The following is a 26102-nucleotide window of genomic DNA, read 5'->3' as shown; positions in this document are numbered from 1 at the left end:
TAATTATTTTACCTTTTCTCCATTTACATAAGTTTCTTCTACTTGAATATAAGGAATTTGAGCTTCTTCAATTTCCATAATATTTTTGTTTAATACAATAAAATCTGCAAATTTCCCTACTTCTATACTTCCTTTTTCGTTTTCTTCAAAGTTGGCGTATGCTGCCCATATGGTCATACCTTTCAATGTTTCTTCTCTACTTAAAGCATTTTCCATTTGAAAACCATTGTTAGGGTAATTATTTAAGTCTTTACGAGCAACAGAAGCATAAAATGTTAAAAAGGGACTTACTTTTTCAACTGGGAAGTCAGTACCTAAAGCAACTTTTCCATAGGTATTTAATAAATCTTTATAGGCGTAAGCACCTTTAATTCGATCTTTTCCAACTCTATCTTCTGCCCAATACATATCAGATGTAGCATGTGTAGGTTGTACTGAAGGTATTATATTTTTAAAATAATCAAAATCTTTTAAATCAATGATTTGAGCATGTTCAATTCTCCAACGTTTTTCTTTTTGATCTTTTAAAACTTCTTTATAGGTTTTTAACATTACATAATTGGCAGAGTCTCCTATCGCATGTGTATTCATTTGATAATCTGAAGTTGCAATTTTGTTGGCAAAACGTTTTAAATCTTCCAATGGAGTTACCAATGCACCATAATGGTTGTGTTGATCGCTATATTCTTTTTTCATAGCGGCACCTCTTGAGCCTAATGCACCATCAGCATAAACTTTAAACGAACGTACATTTAGTAAATTGGTTTTAATAATTCCTTTTTGGGTAAAATAATCAATGTTTTCATCGCTAGCAGAAACCATTGCATATATTTTTATGTTTAATTCATTTGTTTGTTGTAGGCTGTCAATTATTTCTATTACTTTTTTAGAAATTCCAGCATCATCTACTGTGGTTAAGCCATAATCAAAACAAATTTTTTCAGCATCTTTTAATGCATTTACGATTTCTAAGTCTGATTTTTTTGGTATTTTAGATTCAATAAGTCCAATAGGCCCATCAATAAAAATACCTGTTAACTTTCCATCTTTTTTTAAAATGAACCCGCCTTCTTCAGGGGTGTTTATTGTAACTCCTGCTAAATCAATTGCAGCTTGATTGGCTAAGGTCGCATGGCCATCAATTCTTCTAACCGAAATGGGCGTATTTGGGAATAACTCATCTAATTTGTCTTTTGTTGGAAATTCTTTTATTTCCCAATCATTTTGATCCCAACCTCTACCAGTTATGTATGGTACATTTTTTTCTTTTTGAAAAGCTACAATACGTTCTATAACTTCATCAAAACTTTTGGTGCCAGACAAATCAACTTTTTGCTGCTGTAATCCTAAACCTAAAAAATGGCAGTGAGCATCAATAAACCCTGGAACTATGGTTTTTCCTTTAGCATCATTAATATAGGTTGCAGCGTATTTAGATTGAATATCTAGAGAGGTACCAACGTCAATAATTTTACCATCTTTTATTGCGAAAGCCTCAGCCTTATCAAAATTTGAATTTACCGTATAAATGTTTGCATTTATTACAATGGTGTCTACCATCTCTTTTTTTACACAACATATGGTAAGAAATGAAATGCCTAATACAAGTAGTTTTTTCATGGTTTATTAATTTAAGTAAGTGTCTATTAAATATACCAATGAAGCCATAGAAGCTGCGCCAAGTTCGAGTTCTCTTTTATTGACTTTATCGAAAGTATCTGTTGAAGCATGATGATAATCGAAATAACGTTGAGAATCTGGTCTGTAACCAAACAAAGAAATGGTTTCAGATTTTAAAGGACCAATATCAGCTCCTCCATGTCCTTTTACTATGTCATGTAATCCATAAGGAGCAAATAAAGGTTTCCAACTCATAAACAAATCAATATTTTTTGAATTGGCATCAAATGTAAATCCTCTAGGTGTAAATCCTCCAGAGTCTGATTCTAATGCTGCAACATGAATTTCATTATTTTTTTTGGCTTCTTCAGCATATTTCTTGCCACCACGTAACCCATTTTCTTCATTCATAAATAATACAACTCGGATGGTATGTTTTGGTTTAATATTGTTTAATTTTAAAAGGCGTAATACCTCAATAGATTGAACTATCCCAGCGCCATCATCATGTGCGCCATCACCAAGATCCCAAGAATCTAGGTGCCCTCCTACAGTTATATATTTATTTGGAAACTCACTTCCTTTAATTTCACCTATCACATTATAAGAAGGAGCGTCTGGTAGTGTTTCACAATGTTGTTTAAAGAAAAACTTTAAAGTTGGATTTTCTTTTAGTTTTTCACTTAATAAATTAGCAGCTTTTGTACTAATTGCAGCAGTTGGCACTTTTTCATTTTCAGGAATATCTCTATAACTCATAGCTCCTGTATGTGGGAAATCATCTATACTGTGGGTCATTGATCTTACAATTACTCCTAAAACACCATATTTACCCACAACCCTTGCTCCGCTTCCTCTTTGATCTACACAACCACCATAGGCTTTAAAAGTATGAATTAGTGTATCGTCAAAAGGTCTGTTAAAAAAAATAATTTTTCCTCTCAATTTTTCGCCTAAATTTTCAGCTTCTTCTAGGCTGTGTACTTCAATAACCTCACCAGTTACTCCATTTTTAGGTGTTGCTATAGACCCTCCTAAAGCACAGATAGGAACATTGTAGTTTTGATTGTTAATTGTAAAAAAAGCTTCTTCTTTTTCTCCTCGTATCCAATGAGGAACCATTAGGGGTTGTAACCAAACGTTATCAAAATCAAGGTCATTCATTAATTTTTCTCCCCATTCAACAGCTAATTGAGCTTCGGGAGAACCTGAAAGTCTTCCTCCAATTTCATTAGATAAATAGTCTAACCATTGGTAGCTTTTACCCTGAGTTAATGCGGTGTTAAAAAGTTGTTTAATGGTAGTAGAATCTTTTTGGTAATCTAAAGTTTCTGAGGTTTGGCTTGTTTGCTTTTTATTATTGCAAGAAACAAAAGCAATAAGAAAACTTATTGCTAAAAAAAAATGTTTCATTTTATATAGTTTTTAAGATGTTTAAAACTACATAAAAAAAGTTTAATATTAAATACCTAATGTTACAAGTCAAATTTATAAGTAATCCCACCTAAAATTTGCAATGTTTGTACTTGATAATTTACAAAAGTGTGGTATTTTTTTCCTAAGGCATTGTTAATTTTAGCAAAAGCTGTTAATCTATCTGAAAAAATATAGCCTCCATTTAAATTTAAATCTATATAAGAATCATTGGTAATTAATGTACCAGCATCTGTTGCAATTGAGCCATAAGGCATTTGATAATCTTTGGTTTCTCCTTTATAAAATAGTTTGGCTCCAGCAAACCAGCTTTTATTTTGATAATCAGCTGAAATAGTAGCTGTTAATTCCGGTGAATTCCAAGCTTCAGCTAAATTTTCAGTTGTATGATTTGTATAATTTATTGAGCTAGAAAAATCAAATTCATTAGAAGCATCTATGGTTAGCTCTGCAAAAACTCCTAAGGTTTTTACATTATCATAAACAACACTAAAAGAATTTCCAGCTTCATAGCCGTTATCAATAGTTATATCTCCATCAGTTTTTGTTTGATTTAGTATATAAAATGGCTTGTTCTTTTCACTTGTATGACTTACATTAAAGTTATAACCAATATTAGACGCTAATTTTCCTTTGGCTCCAGCAAAGGCTTTGTATTGTTGATCGGTTTGTAAAATGGTTTGAGTAGGTGAAATATAAGGATTTTCATTTGCTAAATCTCTGTATGTATTTTGAATTAGATCTCCAGTAACACCAGCAACTAAAATAAGCACTTCATCAACTAATTTTAAAGAAGCTGTCACATTTGGATATGCGTAAAATTCATTGGTTTTACGTTCTAAATCATTAGAATAATACAGTTTAGCACCTAAATTTATACTTAAATTTTCTCTTAATATTTCTAAATTTGGACTAAAACCTAAATTTAAAAAACTGTGGTTGATATCGTTAGTAGCATTGTAGCCTTGTTTAAATTTCCCCGAAACTAGATCGACTAAAAACTCACTATTAATAAGTTCTGTTGAAATTGGAAATTCGAATTTTGGTTTTGCTATCAATCTTATTTCATTGCTATTGTAATTATCAGAAAAGTTTACAATTTCAGCTGTTGCACCTTGAAAAAAAGAATCTTTAAAATCAATTTTTCCACCTATGTAACTATTTTTATACACTTGTTTTTCATCCATAGATTCTATAAATGTATCGCTGTAATTATTTTCAGGCAATCCATAATAATTGTACATTTCTCTTTGTACACCAGCATTAATTTGCCAATTAAAGTCGCGATCAAATTGTTTGTAATAACCATCAATTCTTGTATCAGAAAAATTGTCATTTAACAGTAAATCTTTAATACCACCTTCTGAAGAAAGATGTTTAATAAACAAACCGAAGTCATTATAACGAGCATCACCAGTATGTAAGTAGGCTTCAAAAAATGGGCTGGTAAAATTTCCAAAACCTGCTGAAATATAGTTTTCAAATAAACGTTCTTTTGGTGCTCTGGTTACCTTTTGAGCTTTTCCTTTTGATGGAGTGAATGTTGAAGCAACAGGAAAAGAGAATATGCTATAACTTACCTTTTCTTTTTGAATATTTTCAGCTTGATTTATAACAGGGTTTGATTTCACTTTAAAAGCATCTGAAATAGTTGGAGAATAGGGTTTTACAACATTAATTTCTTCTGTTTTAAGGGTGTCTTTTTTTGTTTCTTGAGATGATAATATGCTAGAAATTAATAAAAAGGATGCTAATATATATAATTTTCGCATTGTGAATATTTTTAGTTTGAACATTTAATTATGAATGTTTGAAAGTAGAAAAACTTTAATTTTTTACAGACTCATTTGTTTTTGCTTCTTCCTTTTTTATTCTATTTAATTCTGTGGTAGCTTCTTCAACTACATCGTCAAATTCTGAGAAATTTTTGAGAACACTTTCTAAAATATAAGTAGCTTGGTAGGCATCTTTTAATTCATAATAATTTGTTGCCATAATAATTAAACCTTTTGCAGCCCAATATTTATATGCGGCATAATCAGCGGCAATTTTCTGAATTATTTGGTTGGATACTCTATAGCTACCATCTTTATTTTCAAAGTAAGCACTGTAATAAAGGGCTTCAGCTTTTAGCTCTCCTGAAGCTATACTTTCTACTTGTTTGTAGGCACTTCTGGCTTTATTTTCATTTTTCGTTTTTATGGCTGATCGCGCAATAATTATATGTGCATCAGATTTTATACGATCTTCTAACTTCGAGTTTTGTAATACTAACTCCGCATAATTTTCAGCTTTTGTATAATTTTCATTGGCATAATAACCTTTCATTAAGTTGGATTGTGCGAAAGTAATGGTTTGAGGCGAGTTTGCTTCTGTTTCTAAACGTTCTAATACTGGAATGGCTTTGGTCCAATCATTATTTTCTAAATGAATTAGTGATAAGTTTTCTAAAGACTTTTCTGTAAATTCATTTTGTTCTTGTTGCACAATAAAACTATAGTATGGAATAGCTTTAAGGTGTTCTTTTTCTGAAAAATAAGATTGAGCTAAGTAAAAATTAGCTTTTAAATGATGAATTCCATTTGGAAAATTTTGAAGGTATTTTGAAAAACTAGTAATGGCTTTTTTATGATTGTTTTGTAGAAATTGTTTTTCTGCTGATTCGTACATGTCATTATCCAACTCAGCATCAGAAATATTTATAAAGTCTATATTTTTAACCCAAGATGCATATTCGTCCACTCTTCCTAAATCAACATAAATTTGACGGGTGTTTTTTACGGCTTGTTTTGTTTCGGCGGTATTTGGAAATCTTTTCACAACATTTTTATAGGTTGTTAAGGCTTGTTCATTTTGATCTGTATTATAGTAAATCAACCCTTTTTTAAGCATAGCTTTTGAAACCAATGGACTTCTTCTAAAGTTGGAAATTAATTGATCAAAACTTTCTATAGCTAATTGATTTTGACCTTTTTCAATATAGGAATTTCCTAATACGTAAAATGCGTCATCTCTATAGGTAGATCTTCCATGTTTGTTTAAAAAAGCTACTAATTCATTAATTTTAGCATTGGAGTTTCCAACAAGACCATAACTGATAGCTTTTTGAAATTGTGCATAATCGGTATCTATTCCGTTAGCATCAATAGCTTTATTGTAATAATTTATAGCATTCGAATAATTTCTAGTTACAAAATAACTATCAGCAATTCTCAAGTAACTGTCATTTAAACGAACTTCATCATTAGAGCTTTTACTGGTATATTGTTTAAAAGCAGTGATGGCATTAGTGTACTCTTTTTGTTTAAAGTAGGCATAAGCCATATTATAATTTAATAAGTCATATTCTGGTAGGTTTTGAGCTTCAGAGTTGGCTTTAAAAGATTTAAAATCATTTATGGCACTTATAAAATTATTCAATCTGTAATTAGATTCTCCTTTCCAGTACATTGCTTTTGCAGTGGTAGTTGCATCCAATGGAATTGAAAGTGAGTTTTCAAAATTTTCTTTTGCTAAATCATAATTTCCTTCAGCAAACAATTCGGCACCTCTGTAAAAAGCAACTTTTTGAAATAGAGTACGTTCTTTGGAGCTTTTTTTATTTTTTAAAAAGACTAGTGCGCCTTTGTAATCTTTTGAAGTTATGTAAGCACTAATGATAAGCTCGTTAATTTCATCTTTATGAGAAGAATTTGGGTACAACTCAATGTATTCTTGTAATACTTCAGGCACACTTTTATAAGGGTTTCCAATTTCATAGCTTAATTTAGCATAGTTTAACCAAGCATCTTTTTGAATTTCAGGTTTAAACGTCATTTGCGCAGCATTTCTAAAAGCGTTCAATGCTTCAGCTTTTTTATCAAGTTTTAAATAACATTCTGCTAAATGGTAGTATGCATTTTGTGCTACCATATTAGTTCCATTAATTATTTTATTAAAATTATTAACAGCATTTTCAAAGTCGTTTTGTTTGTAATAGGCGTAACCTAATAAGTAAAAATCAGTATTTGTCCATTTTCCTCTTTTACCTTTGTAATTTTTTAGATGCGGAATGGCTTCTTTATATTTTTGAAGGTTAAAATAACTTTCACCCACTATTTTTGAAATTTCAGAATGTTCAATACCTCTTGATTTTTTTAACAATGGTAATCCGTTTTCTATAGCTTTTTCAAATTTTCCAAGCTTAAAATTCATATCAGCTAAATAATAGGAAACATCTGTTTTATAAGAGTTATCCTCAACTACTTCTCCTAAATATTTGTCTGCAGTAGCATAATCATCATTATTGTAAGCTATATATCCGTAATAATATTTTGCTTGAGCACCATATTCTTGAGAGTCTAATAAACTTAAAAAATACTCTTTGGCTGCAGAATAATTTTTGGTTGCAAATAAAGAATATCCGTATTTGAAATTGTATTCTTCTTCTTTTTTTAGAGATAAATTGGTTGTATTTACACGTTTGTACCATTTTGCTGCGTAAGAATACTTTGCAATTTTAAAATAGTAATCGGCTACATCAATAAAAGCACTATTTCTTTTGGTACTTGTAGGGTATTTATCAACAAATTTTTGCATTAAATCATCCGAGTTTCGTTGACCCAGCCTCACAGCACAATTAGCGGCATAATATTCACAATTAGCTTTTAACTCTGAAGAGTTATCGAATTTACCTTTAATGTTGTTGAATTTATGTTGAGCAGCTACATAAGCTTTGTTTTGATAAAGCTCAATAGCATGATTGTATTCAGAAAGAGGATTGGTGTAAATATCAGTTTTTTGAGCGGTTATAAAATGTGTTACAAATACTAATAAAAATGGTAGAACAGCTTTTCTATAATTCATAATTTGCAAAAATTGAAAGTTTAAAACTATAGTGTAATAACGCAAAAAATCTACGAAATTGCATTATAGGTTTAAAATATTTATTCAAAAGTTATAACAATAATTATACCTTTTCTATAGTTTTTAGGAAGTTTAAGAATTAATTATGTACAAGTTGAAACTTAACATTTAAATGGTTAGTTTTGTTAAAAATCTACAATTTTATGGCTGAAGCAATACTTTCTTTACAAAGTGCAGAAATTTTTCAAAGAGAAAATTTAGTTTTATCTAATGTAAACTTACAAATAAATAGAGGAGAGTTTGTTTATTTAATTGGGAAAACTGGAAGTGGAAAAAGTAGTTTAATGAAAACCTTGTATGGCGATTTGCCTTTAGAAAAGGGGACAGGTAGTATTGTAGGATTTAATTTAAATACTTTAAAAGAAAAAGAAATTCCTTTTTTAAGAAGAAAGTTAGGAATTGTTTTTCAAGATTTTAAATTATTAAACGACCGAAGTGTTTTTGAAAATTTAAAATTTGTACTTAAAGCTACCGGCTGGAAAGATCAAAATAAAATTGCATCTAAAATTAAAGAAGTACTTTCAAAAGTAGGAATGGAAACTAAAGATTTTAAAATGCCATTTCAATTATCTGGAGGAGAACAACAAAGAGTAGCTATTGCAAGAGCCTTGTTAAATGATCCAGATTTAATTTTGGCAGATGAGCCTACAGGGAATCTAGATCCCTCAACTTCTGTAGATGTAATGAATGTATTAAAAGAAATTCACGATAGTGGTAAAACAATTTTAATGGCTACCCATGATTATGCGTTAATATTAAAATTTCCATACAAAACAATTAAATGTGAAGGTGGTGAATTATTTGAAGTGGTACAGCAAAAAACGTCAGTTTAAAAACAACAAAATTAATTTAATCGGTTTTTCTTTTAAAAAAGAGGTAGTAAAAATTTACAAGTAGAATAAAAGTATTGGTAATTATAATAGGCCAAGAAATTGCAAGCATAAATCCGTAAATTACAAACAAAATAGCTCCAATAGAATTTATCACTCTTAAGGTATTTACATTTTTCATCATAAAAGAAATAATTAAAGCTAAAGAAGCTAAATATCCCACCCACTCTGTAATTGAAATTCCAAAAATCATATAATTAATTTTAATTAAGTCGACAAATATACTTATAAATAAACTAAGGAAAAGTCTATAAAAAAGAAACCTCACTCAAGATGAGTGAGGAAAATTGCTATGAAAAAGATTGGCAAGTGTTACCACTTACCGATGCAAATATACAAATTATTTTACAAAACCAATAAAAAAAATGTTAAAAAGATTGTAAAATTTCTGCTCACTTTAGGATCCATTAATAGTTTAATTTCTTTGAATTGCTTCGTAAATTAGGTTATGAATTTCAGAACGGATATCTTTCTCTCCAAGTTTATTATTACTCATAACAGGGTAAACTCTATTGGATAAAAATACATATAAAATGCCATTGTCTGGATCAGCCCAAGCAAATGTTCCCGTAAATCCACTATGCCCAAAGCTATTAGCAGAAGCATATTTACTACTTGCTTTAATTTCTGGATCTAAGCTAGGTTTGTCAAAACCAAGCCCTCTTCTTATACTGTCATTTTCATAATATCGGTGGTTAAATTTATCAATAGTTTTACTTTCAAAGTATCTTTTGCCACCATAAAACCCTTTTTGTAAATACATTTGCATCATTTTGGCAACATCATTAGAATTTGAAAATAATCCTGCGTTTCCACTAACTCCATTCATCATTGCTGCACCCATGTCATGAACATCGCCTCTTAAAGTTTGATGCCTGTAATAATCATCAATTTCAGTAGGAGCTATTTCAGTTGCATTAAATCTCTCTAAAGGATTGTAAACTAAAGAGTTTGCACCTAAAGGAAGGTAGAAGTTTTCATTGTTTAACACATCCATTTCTTTATGAAATGTATTTTTAATGTATTTTTTAAACAAGTAAAAAATAAGTCCACTGTATTTATACCCTTCAGTTTTTCTTTGAGGGGCTTCAGCTATTTTCTTGTAAATAGAGTCGGTATAAGAATTAATTAAAAATAAATTTTCAGCAACTTTAATTGAAAATTCATCACTTTTAGTTGTACTATATAAGTTGTTAAAAGGTTTTTTAGTAACGCTGTCAACAGTTTCTAAATAATAGGGAATCCAAGGTTTTATTTTACCCACATGAGATAAAGCTTCTTTTAAAGTAATAGTATCTTTATTAGAGCCTTTTAAATAAGGTAAAAATTCCTCAAGAGTAGTTTCTAAATTAAATAAACCCATTTCTTCACCTTTCATTATCATTGGAAGACCACCTAAAATTTTTGTTACCGAAGCTAAATCGTATAAATCGGTTAATTTTACGGGTTGTTTTTTATCATAAGTATGGTAACCAAAACTTTTATGATAAACTACTTTCCCATAACGAGCTACTAATACTTGTCCGCCAGGTGCCATTGTAGAATCAACAACCATAGTTGTTAGAGAATCAATTTTAGAAAGTAATTTACTGTCCATATCTACTTCTTCTGGGATGCTGTAAGATAGTCTCATTAAATTGGAAGTAGTTATTCCAGTTCCTTCAGGAAAAACTTGATTTATCGAAACCGGTAATTTTCCTTTTATTTCTAATGCTCCAAAAATCATTTGAGCAGAAATTTCTTGAGATGCTTTACTATTTTGATAGGAAACTAAAACTGCATCAATATGGCTAAAATCTTGAATATCTAAAAGGGTATATGGACTAGCGAAAACATCAAGGACAACGCTGTTATTTTTAGAGATTTCTTGTAACCAAGTAAGCTCTTTTTTTGTCATTTTAAAACTTTTCCAAGGATTTTCATTGGATTTATGATAGCCAATAATAACGGTTGTATAAGGTTTTAATTTTTGCAGTAATACTGTTAAATTTTCTTCAGAAATTATATCAACTTGCGTGTACTTTTTTAAGGTAGTTGTAAAATCAGCATTGTCAGAATCACCTAGTTTTACATATGCAATCTTATTATTAGTTAGTTCTTTTATAGGTACAATTGCTTTTTTATTTTGAACAAGCGTTATGGCTTCTTTCATTAAAGTATTGTAAAGTAGTTGATCTTTTACCGTAATAATATCTTCTTGTATGCCATTTTCATTTATAGGCTTAAAGTTGTTCAACCCAGCCCAGTATTTGGCTTTTAAAATTTTTCTAACAGATTCATCAAGTCGTTCTTCTGTAAAAAGTTTATTTTTAAGCGCAGATTTTAGCTTTTTTACAGCTACTTTAACATTTTCAGGAATTAATAACATATCGTTACCAGCTAAAAAGGCAGCTAAATCAATATCACCTGGTTTTGCATAATTAGCAGCACCTTTCATATTTAAAGCATCGGTAAAAATAAGTCCATTATAGCCCATTTTTTCTTTTAAAAGTTCAGTGATTACTTTATATGAAATTGAAGTTGGAACTCCTTCTTTAGGCTCTAGAGAAGGCACGTTTAAATGTGCTACCATAACACTAGCCAAATTGGTTTTAAACAATTCTTTGTAAGGAAATAATTCTATAGATTCTAGTCTGTCTAAATTAAAATCTAAAAAGGGAAGTGTTTTATGCGAATCTGTTGAAGTATCGCCATGCCCAGGAAAATGTTTCGCATTTGCTAAAACACCTACACGTTGCATTCCATTGGTAAACGCAATTGATTTTTGACTTACATTATATTTGTTTTCACCAAAAGAACGATTTCCAATAATTGGGTTTGCAGGATTGGTATTGATATCAACTACTGGAGCAAAATTGATATGGATTCCTATTCTTTTGCAATGTTCTCCTAATCGTTCACCAAACTGTTCAATTAATTTATTATTTTGAACAGCACCTAAAGTCATATTCCAAGGATATCTAAAGGAATTTTTTAAGCGCATATTTAAACCCCATTCACCATCAAAACCAATTAATAAAGGGATATTTGAAGTTGATTGATAGTAATTTGTTAATTGTGCTTGTTTTTCAGGAGTTCCTTGCATAAAAATTAAGCCACCAACATGGTATTTTTTAATCATTTTTTTTATGTAGGCTTTATGTTTTCTATCTTTATTTGAATACGCTTGAATCATAAAAAGCTGACCAATTTTTTCATCTAAGCTTAATTTATTCATAGTGCTTTCAACCCACTTTTCTTGATTCTCAACATCGGTTGTTAGTAAAGGGTCAATTTGTTGTCCGTAGCTTTTAGCGAGTAATAGGAATAGACTTGCAAATATTATTTTTTTCATTTTAACTTAGATTTTATTTGTTTAATAGAACTCCAGTTCCGTTTAATTTAGAAAATACAATGTTTCCATTATTTAATGTAACTCCTTTAGCAATATCATTTTTAAGTAATAGTGCTCCATCCATATCTACATAATTTAATAAAGGTGTTAAGTGTGCAATTGCTGAAATACCTACAGAAGATTCTGTCATACAACCCACCATAGTTTTTAAGCCTAAAGATTTAGCTTTGGTAATCATTCTTTTTGCAGGAGTTAAGCCACCACATTTCATTAATTTAACATTAACTCCATGAAAGTGATTGTAACATTTTTCAACATCAGTTTCAATAATGCAGCTTTCATCTGCTATAATTGGTAAATGTGAATTTTCGTAAACAACTTTTGAGCCTTTCCAATTATCTGCTGGAAGCGGTTGTTCAATAAATTCGACACCTAGCTTTTTTAATTCAACAGAGTTTTTTACGGTTTCTGTAACTTCCCAACCACAATTTGCATCAATTCTAAAAATGGAATTTGAATGTTTTCTTAATTCTGTTACAATTTGAATATCATCTTTAGTGCCTAATTTAATTTTATAAATTGGCCAAGGGACTTCCTTCATTTTTGAAGTCATTTTTTCAATAGAATCAATTCCAATGGTATAATTAGTTTGAGGGAGGTTTTCAAGTTTTAAACTCCAATACTGGTAAAGTTTTAGATTTTGTAAACGAGTATATAAATCTGTATAAGCTTCATCTAAAGCGCATAATAAGAACATATTATTTGCAAAATGGGGAAGTAGATATGTCCAATATTCTTCTGGAGTTTGATTGGAAAAAACTTCAATAGTTTTATGTTTTTCAATAAGTTCTTCTTCAAATTTTTCTACAGTTGTATGGTAGTAAGGATTTGCGGTCGCTTCTCCAAAACCCGATTTACCATTGTGAGAAAGTTCTACAATTATGGAAGGAATTTCCGTTCTTGTTCCTCTTGATATTGTAAATGGGTGCTTTAGCTTTAATTTATAAGTGTGAATAATTAGTTTCATTATAATAAAGCTTCTTTTAAAATTGTAACTGGGTGTTTAGAATTGATGGATGTACCATCTTTAATTTGGTGCCTACAACTTGTTCCTGAAGCTGCTATAATGGTTTCTTTACCAGCATTTCTTATTTTTGGAAATAAGGTGTCTTCTCCAACCTGCATGCTTATCTGATAATGTTCTTTTTCATAGCCAAAAGAGCCTGCCATACCGCAACATCCTGAATTTAAAATAGTAACACTGTAATTTTTTGGAATTGATAACATTTTAAAAGTAGGTTCTGTGCTACTTAATGATTTTTGTTGACAATGACCGTGAATTTTTAACGTTGCTGTTTTTGTTGTAAAGCTTTCAGAAGAGATGTTATTTTTTTCAAATTCTCTTTTTATAAACTCTTCAATGGTAAAAGTGTTTTTTGAAATTTCTTTAGCAGCATTTTTATCATCAGCCAATCTTAAATATTCATCTCTAAATGATAAAATTGCTGATGGTTCTATTCCAACAAGAGGTTTGCTATTAGTTATCTTAGCTTTAAAAAAATCAACATTGAAATCTGCCTTTTCTTTTGCTTTGTCTAAAATTCCTTTTGAAATAAAACTTCTTCCACTTTCTTCGTGTTTTGTAATGGTTACTTTATAGCCAAGTTCTGTTAATAATTCAATGGTGTCAATACCAATATTAGCGTCGTAATAATTTGTAAACTCATCCACAAATAAAAAGATTTCTCCAAATTTTACAGGCTGAGAAAGTAATCTTTTTTTGTTTCGTTTATACCAACTGTAAACGGTTGTTTTAGCTAATTTAGGAATGCTTCTTTGGGTGGCAATTCCCATTATTTTTTTGGTGAGTTTTGTGTTTAATACTAAATTTGTAAATGTAGGTGTTAGGCTTCCTAATTTATTCCATTTAACATTATCTGCAAATAGTTGAGTTCTAAACGGAACTCCGTTTTCTTTGTAATATTGATGTAAAAACTCTGCTTTTAAGGCAGCAACATCTACATTACTCGGACATTCACTGGCGCATGCTTTACAACTTAAGCATAAGTCGAAAACATCGTATAACTCTTTGTGGTTAAATTTGTTTTGTTTTTCTGAATTTGTTAAAAATTCGCGTAGGGCATTTGCTCTTGCACGTGTTGTATCTTTTTCATTTTTGGTGGCTCTGTAACTTGGGCACATGGTTCCACCAGCTTCTGGAAGCTTTCTGCAATCGCCTGAACCGTTACACTTTTCGGAAGCTCTTAGAATTCCTAAACTATCAGAAAAATCTTGTATAGTTTCAATTTTAGGTTCTGTCCTATCGGCTTGATAACGCAAACTTTCATCCATTGGGAATGGATCTACAATTTTACCTTTATTGAAGATGTTATGAGGATCAAAAGTGTGTTTTATGCGTTTTAGAAGCTCGTAATTTTTTTCTCCAATCATTTGAGGAATAAATTCAGCTCTTACAATTCCATCACCGTGTTCACCACTAAATGATCCTCCATATTTTTTTACTAAATGGGCAGTTTTAGAAGTTATTTCTCTAAACAAAACCACATCTTCTCTCTTTTTTAAATTAAGGATTGGACGTAAATGTAATTCACCAGCACCAGCATGGGCGTAATACACAGCTTCTTGTCCGAAATCTTCCATCATTTTAGTGAATTCTGCAATGTAATTTGGCAGGTCTTTTACTGTTACAGCCGTATCTTCAATACAGGCTACGGTTTTATTGTCACCAACCATATTTCCTAATAACCCTAATCCAGCTTTTCTTAAGTTTACAGCCTTATCAATGTCATTATTAACTAATTTAGGAAATGCATAACCTAAATTTTTAGCTTTTAAATCGTTAATTAACTCATCTGCTTTTTTGTTGGATTCCTCTTCAGAATTAGTGCAGATTTCTAACATTAAAATAGCTTTTGGATCACCTTCAACAAAGAACCTGTTTTTAAGTTGTTCTCGATTATTTTTTGTGCAATCTAAAATAGTTTTGTCCATTAGTTCACACGTAAATAAATTATGTTTCATTGCAATAACAACAGCTTCCATGCTCTCTTGGATACTGCTAAAGTGAGCTGCAATCATAATGTTTTTTGAAGGAGGTAATGGGTCTAACTTTAAAGTTATTTCAGTAGTGAAGGCTAATGTTCCTTCGCTTCCGGTTAAAAGTGTTGCTAAGTTTATGGTTTTATTTTCACCTCCAAATTCTTCGTAATTTAATAGTTCATCAATAGGATAACCATTGTTTCTTCGGTGGATGTTTTTTTTAGGAAACTGATTTATAATTTCTTGTTGTGTTTCTTTATTTGATAATTCATTAAAAATAGTCTTATATATGTTGTTTTCTAAAGAATTTCCAAGTTGCTTTTGTTGAAATTGTTGAAAGGTTAATTCATTAAAAGTTACTTCAGAACCATCGCTTAAAATTGTCTTTAATTCAATAACTTTATCTCTTGTAACACCATATTTTATTGAGGTTGTTCCAGATGAATTATTTCCAACCATACCGCCAATCATACAACGATTACTTGTTGAGGTATTTGGGCCAAAAAATAATCCGTATGGTTTTAAAAAGTTGTTCAACTCATCTCTAATTACTCCAGATTGAACAGTAACTGTTTTAGCGTGTTCATTAAATGCAATAATTTTGGTGAAATGTTTAGAAATATCAACAACTAAACCGTCACCAACACATTGTCCTGCTAATGAAGTTCCAGCGGCTCTAGGAATTAATGATATATTATTTTCATTGGCGAATTTAATTAGCGTTTTAATGTCATCATTGTTTTTTGGATAGGCAACCCCTAATGGTATTTTTCTATATACTGAGGCATCGGTAGCATAGATACTTTTATGTAAATTGTCAAAAAAAACGGATCCTGATAATACATTTGCTAATGGGTTTAAGTCTATTGTTTTGGTAGACATAAAATTGGTTTTTAAGAAGTATAAATTATTCCACTACTATGATCTTTACTCGCTCCTGTAACGCTTTTTAAGCAATTGTTTTTTCCTTCATTTTTTAAATACCCTAGCAAGGCAAAAACTAAAGCTTCTTTATAATCAATAATACTATTGTTAGGAATTATTAATTGAGTTTTTGTATGGGCTTGTAACCTTTTAATAAGAAAACCGTTGTAGGCACCACCTCCAGTAATTAACATTTTTTTTGAAGAATATGAAGCAATTTTTTTAGCTATTTGCAGTGCAATATGTTCTACAAAAGTTCTTAAAATATCTTTTATTTCGAGGTTGTATTTGTTTATAATAGGGAAAATTGTTTCTAAAATAAACTCATAACCTAAAGATTTTGGTTTAGAGTCGTTATAAAATGGCAAAGAATTTAGCTCGTTTAATAAAGTTGTATCTATATTTCCTTTTGACGCAATTTCACCATTTTCATCATATTCAAGATTTAACGAATTAACATAATGATTTAAAACAATATTTACTGGGCAAATATCAAAAGCAATTCGTTGGTTATTTTTATTCATTGAAATATTTGAAAAGCCTCCTAAGTTTAGACAATAATCATATTCAGAAAATAAAAGCATATCTCCAATTGGAACTAATGGAGCTCCTTGACCACCTAAAGCAATGTCTTGAACTCTAAAATTACAAATGGTTTTTATTCCTGTAATTTTATTGATATATGGACCATTACCAATTTGAAGCGTGTAATTTTCTGCTGGATTATGAAATATTGTATGTCCGTGTGAAGCTATAAAATCTAAATTTTCAATACTATTTTCGGTAATAAATTTTTTTAGAGTATTACCTAAATAAATCCCATAATCGGCATCGAGTTTTGTTAGTGCTTCTCCTGATAAATGAAAACCATTTTTTAACGCTGATTTCCATTCTTGTTGGTAAGGAATAGTAGTAGCTTTCATTATTTCGAATTGATAAGAAGTGTTAAAATTTAATTTTATATAGGCAATATCAATACCGTCCAATGAAGTGCCACTCATAACACCAATGCAATATTTTATGTTATTTTTCATAATCATGAAAATTTATTTTTATAGTTGTCTAATACATTTTTAACACTTTTATATTTTTCAAGCAAGGAAGTTGCTAGTTCTTGATTGATATGAAGTTCATCCATTAACATAAGAATACCACGATTTACCAATTTAGTATTTGATAATTGCATATGAACCATTTTATTATCTTTTACTCTGCCAAGTTTAATCATTACTGAGGTAGAAATCATATTTAAGACCAGCTTTTGAGCTGTACCAGCTTTCATTCTTGTACTTCCGGTAACAAATTCAGGACCAACTACAATTTCGATAGGAAAATCAACTACTTCAGCAACTGGACTATTTTCATTACAAACAATACACCCAGTAACAATGTTATTTTCGTTAGCTTTTTTAAGTCCTCCAATAACGTATGGAGTGGTTCCAGACGCTGCAATACCAACTAATACATCTTTATCTGAAATATGATAGTTTTGTAAATCTTTCCAAGCCAATGTTGTGTCATCTTCAGCATTTTCAACCGCTTTTCTAAGGGCAGAATCACCACCAGCGATTAATCCTATTACCCAATTGTCAGATACTCCGTAGGTTGGCGGGCATTCAGAAGCATCTAAAACTCCAAGCCTACCGCTTGTACCAGCACCAATGTAAAATAATCTTCCTCCATTTTTCATTTTAAAATGGATACTTTCTACAAGTTTTTCTATAGAAGGGATTACTTTTTCTATGGCGTTTGGAACAGATTTATCTTCGGTATTAATATTTGAAAGGAGCTCAAAAGTGCTCATTTTTTCAAGATTATTGTAATTGGATGGTTGTTCTGTTGTTGGTTTATTTTTCATTTTTAGTTGTTACAATAATTAAACTTAATATTGTTAAAAGTGCATTTACTAGAATATTCATAAATCCTAAATCAAAAGAGAATTTTGTTATGAATATGTGGTTTAAATAGTAAGTTAATAATGGCATTAAAACACAAATAAAAGGTACTGCTGCGTCTTTTATTTTTATTTTTGTAAAAATACCAAATAAATACAGACCAAGTAGCGGACCGTACGTATAACCAGCTACTTTGAAAATAGTTGAAATTACATCTCCTTTACTTTCAGAAAACAGCATAATAATTGTAAAAATAACTATTGAAAAGCCTATTAATACTCGATTTTTTAATCGTTTTTTATCTTTTGAATTTTTATGTTGAATGTCTAAAAAGTCATGTGTAAAAGAAGTGGTTAAAGCCGTTAATGAAGAATCAACACTTGAAAATGAAGCTGCCGTTATTCCCAAAATAAAACTAACGCTAGCAATAATTCCAAAATGATTAAGAGATAGCATAGGGAATAAATCATCAGTATTTATAAATTTTCCATTTAAAGTTTCTAGTTGAATGCCAAATTTTTCAGCATATAAGTATAGCATTACGCCTAATCCTAAAAAAAGAAACTGAGTTACAGCTAAAATTAAACTAAAAGTTAGAATGTTATTTTGAGCTTCTTTTTTATTTTTACAAGTAAGCGTTTTTTGCATCATATTTTGATCTAACCCAATCATTGCCACAGCAATTAAAAACCCCGAAATAAATTGTTTATAAAAATTGCTTCCAGAATTAAAATCCCAATCAAAAACTTTAAAATATTTGTGGTTGGTTACAGCAGTAATTGTTTCGGTAAAATTTAAATTTAAAGAACTTTTTACAACATAAATTGAGACTATAGCTGCTAAAATTAAAAAGAATGTTTGTAATGTATCTGTCCATACAATGGTTTTAATTCCAGATTTATGGGTATAAAACCAAATAAGTATTAGTATTAAAATAACCGTAATATAAAATGGAATATTGAAAGCATCAAATACTGCAAATTGCAATATTTTAGCCGCTAGTAATAAACGTAATGCTGCACCAAATGATTGCGAAATTAAAAAAAATAAGGAACCTGTTTTATAAGTTTTAATACCAAATCTGGTTTCAAGGTAGGTGTAGATTGAAATTAGTTTTAGATCGTAGTAAATAGGTAAAAGAACATAGGTAATAAATACATAGCCTATCACATTTCCAAAAACAAACTGTAAATAGTAAAAATAATTAGTGCCAACCATTCCTGGTATTGATACAAATGTAACTCCAGACATTACAGCTCCTATCATCCCAAAGGCTACAACCTGCCATGGAGATTTTCTATCACCGGTATAAAATGACGCATCACTAGAATTTTTTGAAGTAATATGAGAAATTAGCATGAGTATTCCAAAATAGGAAGCAATAATGATTAAAATTAGTGTAGCACTCATTAATATAATTTTATTTCGTTAAGTTGTTGTTTGTAATCTTTTAGGCTCTCAAAAGTGTCTAGCATTTCAACCTTGTCATTATTTTCAACCCAATGTCTTAGTTTGTCAGTACCGTTAAGAATATCAATAGGGAGTTTTGTATAGTTATATTCGTAAGGAGGATTTTTCCATTGAAAATTATTTCCTAAAGAGTGATATAGTTCCTTTAATATAAGTTGTCCAGTTCTCCAAGGTTGAAAAGTTTTTTTATTGGTAATATGAATTTGAAAACCACCACAAACTAAATTACCGTGTTTTTGAAAAGTAGGAAGAAACGTTATAGGCCTGATGGTAAAACCTTGTAATTTAGATTCTTTTATGCGTTCTTTAAAATGATTTAAATAAAGCGAGTAAGGCTCAATTTTTGGATGCCCAACAATTTCTAAAGGCTGAGATGTTCCTCGACCCTCGCTTAAGTTAGTACCTTCAAATAAAACTGTTGCAGGAAATGTACAGGCACTTTCAGCTCTTGCAAGATTCGGTGAAGGTAAAATCCAAGGTAATTTAGTGTCTTCAAAAAACATTTCTCGCTTCCAGTTAAGCATTTTTATTACTTTAAGGTTTGTTTTTTTTGTAGCCCATAAACTTTGATGCATTAAAGCGACTTCACCAATAGTCATTCCATGTCTCATTGGAATAGGATGGAGGCCAACAAATGATTCAAACTCTTTTTCTAAAATATTACCTTCAATGTCTATACCATTTATTGGGTTTGGACGATCAAGTACAATTACTTCAATATTTTTATTTGAGCACTTTTCAAGTAAGAGAGTTAGCGTATAAATATATGTATAAACCCTGCAGCCAACATCTTGTAAATCAACAAATAAATGATCTATTTTTTCAAGCATATCATCTGTAGGAATTCTTGTTTCAGAATATAGAGAATATATTGGAATGTTAAAATATGGGTGAATGGTGTGATCAGTTTCAATCATATTATCCTGAACATCTGTTGAAAACCCATGTTGAGGGCCAAAAACCTTAATGAACCTTGAATTAAATATTTCTTTAAATTTAAAAATGGCATGCGAAAATTTTGAATCAACCGATGCATTATGACATAGTAAACCAACATTTCCTTTAAATGTTTTTTGAATTTCTTTGTCTTTAATAAACACATCTAAGCCAGTGTATACTTTCATAATTTTTATTAATATTTCATAATTTTTTGATTTTTATTTGAGGCAACAGATTCTGCTGCCCCAAATAAAAATTATCCAAATAACTAACTTAAAATTTATATGATTACTTTCTAAATGGCTGGGTCTGCTGGGGTATTTGGATTGTTCTCTCTTTCTATTGTTGGATATGGGTAAAAATTTCTATTCCTTTCGTTTGTTGTATTGGCCTCTGTAGGGACAACAAAGTTTGGGTGAAATCTTTTGCTATCTCCAAACCTTAATCCAGTTAAAAATAATTCGATACATCTATTTTTATAAATTTCTTCTAAAACTGCATTTTGATTTGTTTCGTCACCTGTCCAAGCTGGTAAGTTAGCATTAACTCCGAGTGGATCATTATTTTTTTGTCTCACTAAATTTAGTTGAATAACAGCTTCGGATAATTGGTTTTGTCTTGCAAATGCTTCAGCTTTGTTTAAAAGCATTTCTCCATGAAGATAAATAGGTATTGCTGATGTATTAGTTCCAAAAAAGCCGAGCATTTCACTTAACGCTTGCCCACCAGCATCTGCGTTAGCGGTACCAGCATCATCTCCTAAGTAAAAGTCTATTCTACCATCTCCAGTCTCAGGAACATAATTTCCTAATAAACCAAAGTTAGTTTGAGGGTTTAAATCTGCCGAATTTACTGTTCTGTTCCAAATAGGATTTTGGTTGTTAGCATCATAAATCCACATTGAGTTTGTTGGGTCACTATTATTTAATACTGCATTCGCTGCATTGATTGATTCAGTGTAATTACCTGCTATTAAATAATATCTTGAAAGAAATGCATTAATTGTTTTTTGTAAATTCATATCTGGCCACAGAACTGTTGATTCAAATTCATCTGAGATAGGAGATGAAGCTAAAGCTGATTTTGCTTCTTCTAATAATAAAATACAACTAGCTAATACAGTAGCTCTGTCACTAAATTCAGCAGCACCATCAGCTGCGTTATTGATTGGAGCTTGTTCAAACATTTCAATTAAAGCGCCTAAACTCATAGCTTTAAATAGGTTTCCATAAGCTAAAACACCACTTCTAGTACCTGGAGAAAGCTCAACAATATTAGCTCCTTCAATTAAGGATTCAGCCATACCTTTAGCTCTTAGAAGATTTACCCAAGGATTTGTAATACCTCCACTTTCTGCTGGTAATTCAGCTCCACCTTTTGCTAATTCATTAATATTTAAAAAAGTATTGGTTACTCCTAGTTCTCTAGTTGTAATTCCTGGGGCTTCTATGATTTGTCTTAATGCATATACAGAATAGTATTGTCTTATTCCTGTTGCTAATGCAAAAAGTCCTTCCTTTGTTCCTAATACTACATCTTCTGTTGGATTGTTTGGATTTTCAAAATCAGTGTCGCAAGCAGTGAATAAACCACTGCTAATAAGCAAGGCACTTATTATTGTAAATATTTTTATATTTTTCATTTTATTATGTTTTTGTTTTACTCTTAAAAAGTAGCAGTTAAACCAAATTTAATTACACTAGGTATTGGAACTAATCCCATAATACCGCCTCTTGCACCATTGCTTTGCCCATCCATATTTACTTCTGGGTCATAACCTGAAAAATTATCTATAGAGAATAAATTACGTCCAGTTATAGTAAATTTAACATTGTCAATTCCTTTTAAAGGATCTTTTAATAAATAAGAAGCAGAAACTTCTCTAAGTTTTATATAAGAACCATCTTCAATATAAGATTCTGCAATACCAAAATTAGCGGCTCCAGTTCCTCTAACGCTTTCACCACTTAATTCACTGCCTGTTTGTGGTCCTCCACCGAAACGGTAAAACATACGTGTGTCCCAACTTAGTACATCAACACCTTGTACAGCATCGAATTGTAATCTAAATGTAAAATTTTTGTATTTCAATTCATTAATTAAAGAGGCTATAAAATCTGGATTTGGATCTCCAATAACTTTACTTAAGTTAGAGCCAGCTGGTTGCCCAGATGCATCTCTCTCTGGAATTGGATTTCCGTTAGCGTCATAAGATCCTTTTTCTCTTTGTGGAAGTCCACCCGGAGTTAATAATAAGCTCCCATCATTATTTCTAGCATAGTACCCTTGATAAAATACACCTAGTGGTTGTCCGTTTTTGGCAACTGAAAAACCAAAGTTTCCAATTCCAAACTGTTCACCTTCAATGTCATTTACTTCATTTTTGTTTGTTGAGTAAGTTCCAGTAATTGACCAGCTGAAATCATTTGTTTGGATTGGTGTAGCAGTAATTAATGCTTCAAAACCTTTATTAGTCATTGTACCAATATTTTCAACTCTAGAACCAAAACCAGTAGAAGGAGATAATGTGCGTGCTAATAAAAGATCTTCAATGTCTTGTTTATAATAAGTAAGTTCTATACCAACTTTATTGTCAAATAGCCCCATATCAATACCGAATTCTATTTCAGTTTGTCTTTCAGGCTTTAAATCTGCATTTCCTAACCTTGTAGGAGCAATTAAGCCTGACGATCCATCAATGCTAATGGCAGAGTAGTTTGATAATCTGTCAAAAGGACCTATAGCAGTTAAATTACCTGCTTGTCCCCAAGCTGCTCTCACTTTAAAGCTATTTATTGAGGATCCAAAACTATTTTCCCAAAAGTCTTCTTCTGAAACTAAATAAGACATACTGGTTTTTGGATAAAATTGATTTCTTTCATCTTTACCAAATACTGATGAACCATCTAATCTAATTGCTCCAGTTACAAATAGTTTATCATTAAAACCAAATGTTTGTTGAAGAAAACCACCCCAAAATGTTCTTTCACTTCTACTTTCATCTGTAGAAATTGAGGCAGCACCATCTGTAGTTTTTACCCCTAAAGCCAAACCACTTGCAGTAATTGAACTTAATATTGTTTTATCTGATTGCCAAGAAAACCCTCCTGTAGTTGTTGATTTAATTTTGTTGTTGATATCCTTATTGAAAGAAGCGTTTAAATCACTATTGAATTGTTTTGTATTAATTGTAGTGCTTGTAGCACTTCCTAGTGCAATTGTTGTAGTTCCAATTGGGATATATGAATTACCAATAGATTCTGAGTTGTCGTAACCAAGAATATAATTTACTTTAAGTCCTTCTACTGGGGTTAAATTAAGTTGGAAATCACCAATAGTTCTGTTATTCTCTTGATTAAAGTCAAAAGTTTCTATGTACTCCAAAATATTTGGATAAAAAGTCATAGTTGGGTAGTTTCCATCTGCATCTACACTTGGGTCTATTGTATTATTAGTAAATAAAATAGTTGGTAATACACCTGCCACATAACCACCATTGGGTTGATCGTTACTTTTACTTGTTGAAAAATAAGTACCAAAAGATGCTGACGCCCAATCATTAATTACTTGATTAATCCTAATTCTTCCTCCTTGTCTTTCATAATCTGTACTTCTCAAAATTCCATCATTCTGTAAATATGAAAAAGAAGCAAAATAGTTGGTGTTTTCTTTTCCTCCAGACATAGAAACATAATTATCAGTACCAGTTGAGTTGTTAAAAACCATATCTTGATAATCATATCTAGTTACAGGAACCGTCGAGCCATCAGCTGCCCAATCTAAGGGTACTTGATTAAAATCGCGTTTCTTTCTTAAAGAGTTGAAGTTAATACTGCTTGAGACTGTGATAATAGGTTCTCCAGATTGTCCTTTTTTTGTAAAGATTTGTACAACACCATTACTTGCTCTTGATCCATAAATCGCTGCAGCAGCAGCCCCTTTAATTACTTCAATTCTATCAATATCTTGAGGGCTAATATCTGATAATCTATTTTGAACCACACTAGTTGTTCCTAATACATCAGTAGAGTTATTGTTTACAATTACTCCATCAATAATATATAGTGGATCAGAACTTCCATTAACAGTACTAGCACTTCTTAACCTTACACTAATTCCCCCTGCAGGATCCCCCGAGTTTTGAGTAACTTGAATCCCTGCTAATTTTCCTGAAAGACCTCCAGTAACATCAACTGAGGCAGATTCAGTAATTGCTAAACCTTTAACACTTGAAATTGTATTACCTAATTGTTTTTTAGCTGTTAATGCTCCAGCTCCAGTAATAACAACTTCATCTAACCCAAGAATATCAGAGTTCATTGTAACATTATTTACTACTTCATTTACAGTACCTAATGTAATTTCCAACTCCTTAGTAACTAGCCCTAAAGATCTAAAAACTAGTGTATAGTTACCTGCGTTTAGTTTAACTTTTAAATTATAATTTCCAGAAAAGTCTGTAATTTCACCTAAGTTGGTGTTTTTAATTTGTACACTAACACCAGGTACTGGACCAACATTGTCTATTACGGTACCTTTTAATGTGTATGAGTTTGTTTGTGCTTGAAGGGAAAGACCCAACATCATAAGCACAAATACACTACTCATAAATCGAAATCTCTTAAATAAAGAGTGGTTTACATTTGTTTTGTTCATAAGAATGGTTTTAAAATAAAAATAGATTACTCAAAAATAGTATTTATTTTTAGATAATATTAAAAAAACATTAATAAAGTGCAAAATTTAATATCTAAAACCGCAAAAACCTGCAAAAAAATAATTTTTATAAGATTGTGATACCTTTTTCTTTATAAGGCTGTAGTATTTGACTGTCTGGTTTGATATCTGTAACAATGGTATTGATATTGTTAATTGGTGTTACTGGGTATCTTTTCACTTCATTGATTTTATTATTAGTGCAAAGAACAATGACTTGGTCACTAGCTTCAATCATGCTCTTTTTTATATGGGATACTTCCCAATTTGGCTCTGTCATTCCTTTGGTGATATCGATACCTCCAGTACCCATAAAGCATAAATCCGCTCTTAGTTGTGATATGGATGCTACTACATCTAATCCAACGGTAACTTGGGCGGGTTTGTTTAATTTACCTCCTATAAAAATAATTTCTATTGATGGGTGCTCGGTGAGTTGAATAGCAATTGGCAGGCTGTATGTGTAAATAGTTGCGTTAATATCTGAGGGTATGATTTTTGCTAACTGAAGGTTTGTGGTGCTTCCACTCATAATGATTACTTGACCTTCTCTTATTAATTTAACTGCTTTTTTGGCAATGATATTTTTTTCCTCAAGGTTGTAGTTGCTTCGCTCTTCATATGAAGGGGCTTTATTATCTATAGGTAAAGCTCCACCATGAACTTTTTTAATTAATCCGTTTAGAGATAGTTCATTAAGGTCTCTTCTTATAGTGTCTTCAGAAACATGTAGTTCGGTACTAAGATTTGAGGAGAGTACTTTTCTGTTTAATTTTATTTTGTCTAATATATAGTGGTGTCTTTCTTCTTTTAGCATGTTATTAATTTATTAAGCAAAAGTAACTACAAATATGCAACTTTTTTGTTTATATGGAATATCTTTTATTTTTTTATTATTAAATAAGTGAACGTTTA

General features: G+C 30.8%; 16 protein-coding genes. 1 reads left to right on the top strand and 15 read right to left on the bottom strand.

Annotated elements, in window-relative coordinates; translation table 11 throughout:
* Positions 1 to 3 precede the first annotated feature (3 nt).
* From ACFQZW_RS03765 to ACFQZW_RS03750, 4 genes are all read right to left on the bottom strand, one after another.
* Positions 4 to 1620, bottom strand: a complete 1617-nt coding sequence (locus ACFQZW_RS03765) for an amidohydrolase (RefSeq protein WP_386781507.1) — start codon at positions 1618 to 1620, stop codon at positions 4 to 6.
* Positions 1621 to 1626: 6 nt separating this feature from the next.
* Positions 1627 to 3033 carry a M20/M25/M40 family metallo-hydrolase gene (locus tag ACFQZW_RS03760; RefSeq protein WP_386781506.1) on the bottom strand — a complete coding sequence of 469 codons (1407 nt, stop codon included), beginning with the start codon at positions 3031 to 3033 and terminating at the stop codon, positions 1627 to 1629.
* 62 nt (positions 3034 to 3095) lie between these two features.
* Positions 3096 to 4826, bottom strand: coding sequence for a TonB-dependent receptor (locus ACFQZW_RS03755; protein WP_386781505.1), 1731 nt, complete (start codon positions 4824 to 4826; stop codon positions 3096 to 3098).
* Positions 4827 to 4881: 55 nt separating this feature from the next.
* Positions 4882 to 7899 (bottom strand): tetratricopeptide repeat protein, encoded by a 3018-nt coding sequence (locus ACFQZW_RS03750; protein ID WP_386781504.1) that lies wholly within the window; start codon positions 7897 to 7899, stop codon positions 4882 to 4884.
* Between the two features lie 203 nt (positions 7900 to 8102).
* Here ACFQZW_RS03750 and ACFQZW_RS03745 point away from each other — a divergent pair, with 203 nt between their 5' ends.
* Positions 8103 to 8792, top strand: a complete 690-nt coding sequence (locus ACFQZW_RS03745; protein ID WP_298264260.1) for a cell division ATP-binding protein FtsE — start codon at positions 8103 to 8105, stop codon at positions 8790 to 8792.
* Between the two features lie 16 nt (positions 8793 to 8808).
* Here ACFQZW_RS03745 and ACFQZW_RS03740 read toward each other — a convergent pair whose 3' ends face one another.
* The 11 genes from ACFQZW_RS03740 to ACFQZW_RS03690 all read right to left on the bottom strand — a co-directional run bounded on the left by ACFQZW_RS03740 (position 8809) and on the right by ACFQZW_RS03690 (position 26004).
* A complete protein-coding gene (locus ACFQZW_RS03740) occupies positions 8809 to 9042 on the bottom strand; it encodes a uroporphyrinogen decarboxylase (RefSeq protein ID WP_298264261.1) in 234 nt (77 codons plus the stop codon).
* Positions 9043 to 9264: 222 nt separating this feature from the next.
* Complete coding sequence (locus ACFQZW_RS03735; RefSeq protein WP_386781503.1) at positions 9265 to 12183, bottom strand: glycoside hydrolase family 3 N-terminal domain-containing protein; 2919 nt, start codon at positions 12181 to 12183, stop codon at positions 9265 to 9267.
* A 13-nt stretch (positions 12184 to 12196) separates the two neighbouring features.
* Positions 12197 to 13210, bottom strand: coding sequence for a dipeptide epimerase (locus tag ACFQZW_RS03730; RefSeq protein WP_298285795.1), 1014 nt, complete (start codon positions 13208 to 13210; stop codon positions 12197 to 12199).
* Complete coding sequence (locus ACFQZW_RS03725; protein ID WP_386781502.1) at positions 13210 to 16125, bottom strand: FAD-binding and (Fe-S)-binding domain-containing protein; 2916 nt, start codon at positions 16123 to 16125, stop codon at positions 13210 to 13212. The genes ACFQZW_RS03730 and ACFQZW_RS03725 overlap by 1 nt, the downstream gene beginning before the upstream one ends.
* An 11-nt stretch (positions 16126 to 16136) precedes the next feature.
* On the bottom strand, positions 16137 to 17201 hold the full coding sequence (locus ACFQZW_RS03720) for an anhydro-N-acetylmuramic acid kinase (RefSeq protein WP_386781501.1): 1065 nt from the start codon (positions 17199 to 17201) through the stop codon (positions 16137 to 16139).
* Positions 17202 to 17203: 2 nt separating this feature from the next.
* Positions 17204 to 18025 (bottom strand): N-acetylmuramic acid 6-phosphate etherase, encoded by an 822-nt coding sequence (gene murQ / locus ACFQZW_RS03715; RefSeq protein ID WP_298285786.1) that lies wholly within the window; start codon positions 18023 to 18025, stop codon positions 17204 to 17206.
* Complete coding sequence (locus tag ACFQZW_RS03710) at positions 18015 to 19472, bottom strand: sodium:solute symporter (protein WP_386781500.1); 1458 nt, start codon at positions 19470 to 19472, stop codon at positions 18015 to 18017. The genes murQ and ACFQZW_RS03710 overlap by 11 nt, the downstream gene beginning before the upstream one ends.
* Positions 19472 to 20656, bottom strand: coding sequence for an exo-beta-N-acetylmuramidase NamZ family protein (locus ACFQZW_RS03705; RefSeq protein WP_372802151.1), 1185 nt, complete (start codon positions 20654 to 20656; stop codon positions 19472 to 19474). Before ACFQZW_RS03705 ends, ACFQZW_RS03710 begins: the two co-directional genes overlap by 1 nt.
* Positions 20657 to 20766: 110 nt before the next feature.
* Positions 20767 to 22113 (bottom strand): RagB/SusD family nutrient uptake outer membrane protein, encoded by a 1347-nt coding sequence (locus ACFQZW_RS03700; RefSeq protein WP_386781499.1) that lies wholly within the window; start codon positions 22111 to 22113, stop codon positions 20767 to 20769.
* A gap of 23 nt (positions 22114 to 22136) precedes the next feature.
* On the bottom strand, positions 22137 to 25127 hold the full coding sequence (locus ACFQZW_RS03695; protein WP_386781498.1) for a SusC/RagA family TonB-linked outer membrane protein: 2991 nt from the start codon (positions 25125 to 25127) through the stop codon (positions 22137 to 22139).
* Positions 25128 to 25254: 127 nt separating this feature from the next.
* Entirely contained in the window at positions 25255 to 26004 is a 750-nt protein-coding gene (locus ACFQZW_RS03690; RefSeq protein ID WP_386781497.1) for a DeoR/GlpR family DNA-binding transcription regulator, read from the bottom strand.
* Positions 26005 to 26102: the final 98 nt, after the last annotated feature.

Source organism: Lutibacter aestuarii, from assembly GCF_042676885.1.
Taxonomy (GTDB): Bacteria; Bacteroidota; Bacteroidia; order Flavobacteriales; family Flavobacteriaceae; genus Lutibacter; species Lutibacter aestuarii.
This window is presented reverse-complemented; position numbering and strand designations above follow the sequence as displayed.

What these genes read in the sequence shown, in the direction of transcription:
- ACFQZW_RS03765 (WP_386781507.1), bottom strand. Translation starts at nt 1,620, where the DNA reads ATGAAAAAACTACTTGTATTAGGCATTTCATTTCTTACCATATGTTGT.
- ACFQZW_RS03760 (WP_386781506.1), bottom strand. Translation starts at nt 3,033, where the DNA reads ATGAAACATTTTTTTTTAGCAATAAGTTTTCTTATTGCTTTTGTTTCT.
- ACFQZW_RS03755 (WP_386781505.1), bottom strand. Translation starts at nt 4,826, where the DNA reads ATGCGAAAATTATATATATTAGCATCCTTTTTATTAATTTCTAGCATA.
- ACFQZW_RS03750 (WP_386781504.1), bottom strand. Translation starts at nt 7,899, where the DNA reads ATGAATTATAGAAAAGCTGTTCTACCATTTTTATTAGTATTTGTAACA.
- ACFQZW_RS03745 (WP_298264260.1), top strand. Translation starts at nt 8,103, where the DNA reads ATGGCTGAAGCAATACTTTCTTTACAAAGTGCAGAAATTTTTCAAAGA.
- ACFQZW_RS03740 (WP_298264261.1), bottom strand. Translation starts at nt 9,042, where the DNA reads ATGATTTTTGGAATTTCAATTACAGAGTGGGTGGGATATTTAGCTTCT.
- ACFQZW_RS03735 (WP_386781503.1), bottom strand. Translation starts at nt 12,183, where the DNA reads ATGAAAAAAATAATATTTGCAAGTCTATTCCTATTACTCGCTAAAAGC.
- ACFQZW_RS03730 (WP_298285795.1), bottom strand. Translation starts at nt 13,210, where the DNA reads ATGAAACTAATTATTCACACTTATAAATTAAAGCTAAAGCACCCATTT.
- ACFQZW_RS03725 (WP_386781502.1), bottom strand. Translation starts at nt 16,125, where the DNA reads ATGTCTACCAAAACAATAGACTTAAACCCATTAGCAAATGTATTATCA.
- ACFQZW_RS03720 (WP_386781501.1), bottom strand. Translation starts at nt 17,201, where the DNA reads ATGAAAAATAACATAAAATATTGCATTGGTGTTATGAGTGGCACTTCA.
- murQ (WP_298285786.1), bottom strand. Translation starts at nt 18,025, where the DNA reads ATGAAAAATAAACCAACAACAGAACAACCATCCAATTACAATAATCTT.
- ACFQZW_RS03710 (WP_386781500.1), bottom strand. Translation starts at nt 19,472, where the DNA reads ATGAGTGCTACACTAATTTTAATCATTATTGCTTCCTATTTTGGAATA.
- ACFQZW_RS03705 (WP_372802151.1), bottom strand. Translation starts at nt 20,656, where the DNA reads ATGAAAGTATACACTGGCTTAGATGTGTTTATTAAAGACAAAGAAATT.
- ACFQZW_RS03700 (WP_386781499.1), bottom strand. Translation starts at nt 22,113, where the DNA reads ATGAAAAATATAAAAATATTTACAATAATAAGTGCCTTGCTTATTAGC.
- ACFQZW_RS03695 (WP_386781498.1), bottom strand. Translation starts at nt 25,127, where the DNA reads ATGAACAAAACAAATGTAAACCACTCTTTATTTAAGAGATTTCGATTT.
- ACFQZW_RS03690 (WP_386781497.1), bottom strand. Translation starts at nt 26,004, where the DNA reads ATGCTAAAAGAAGAAAGACACCACTATATATTAGACAAAATAAAATTA.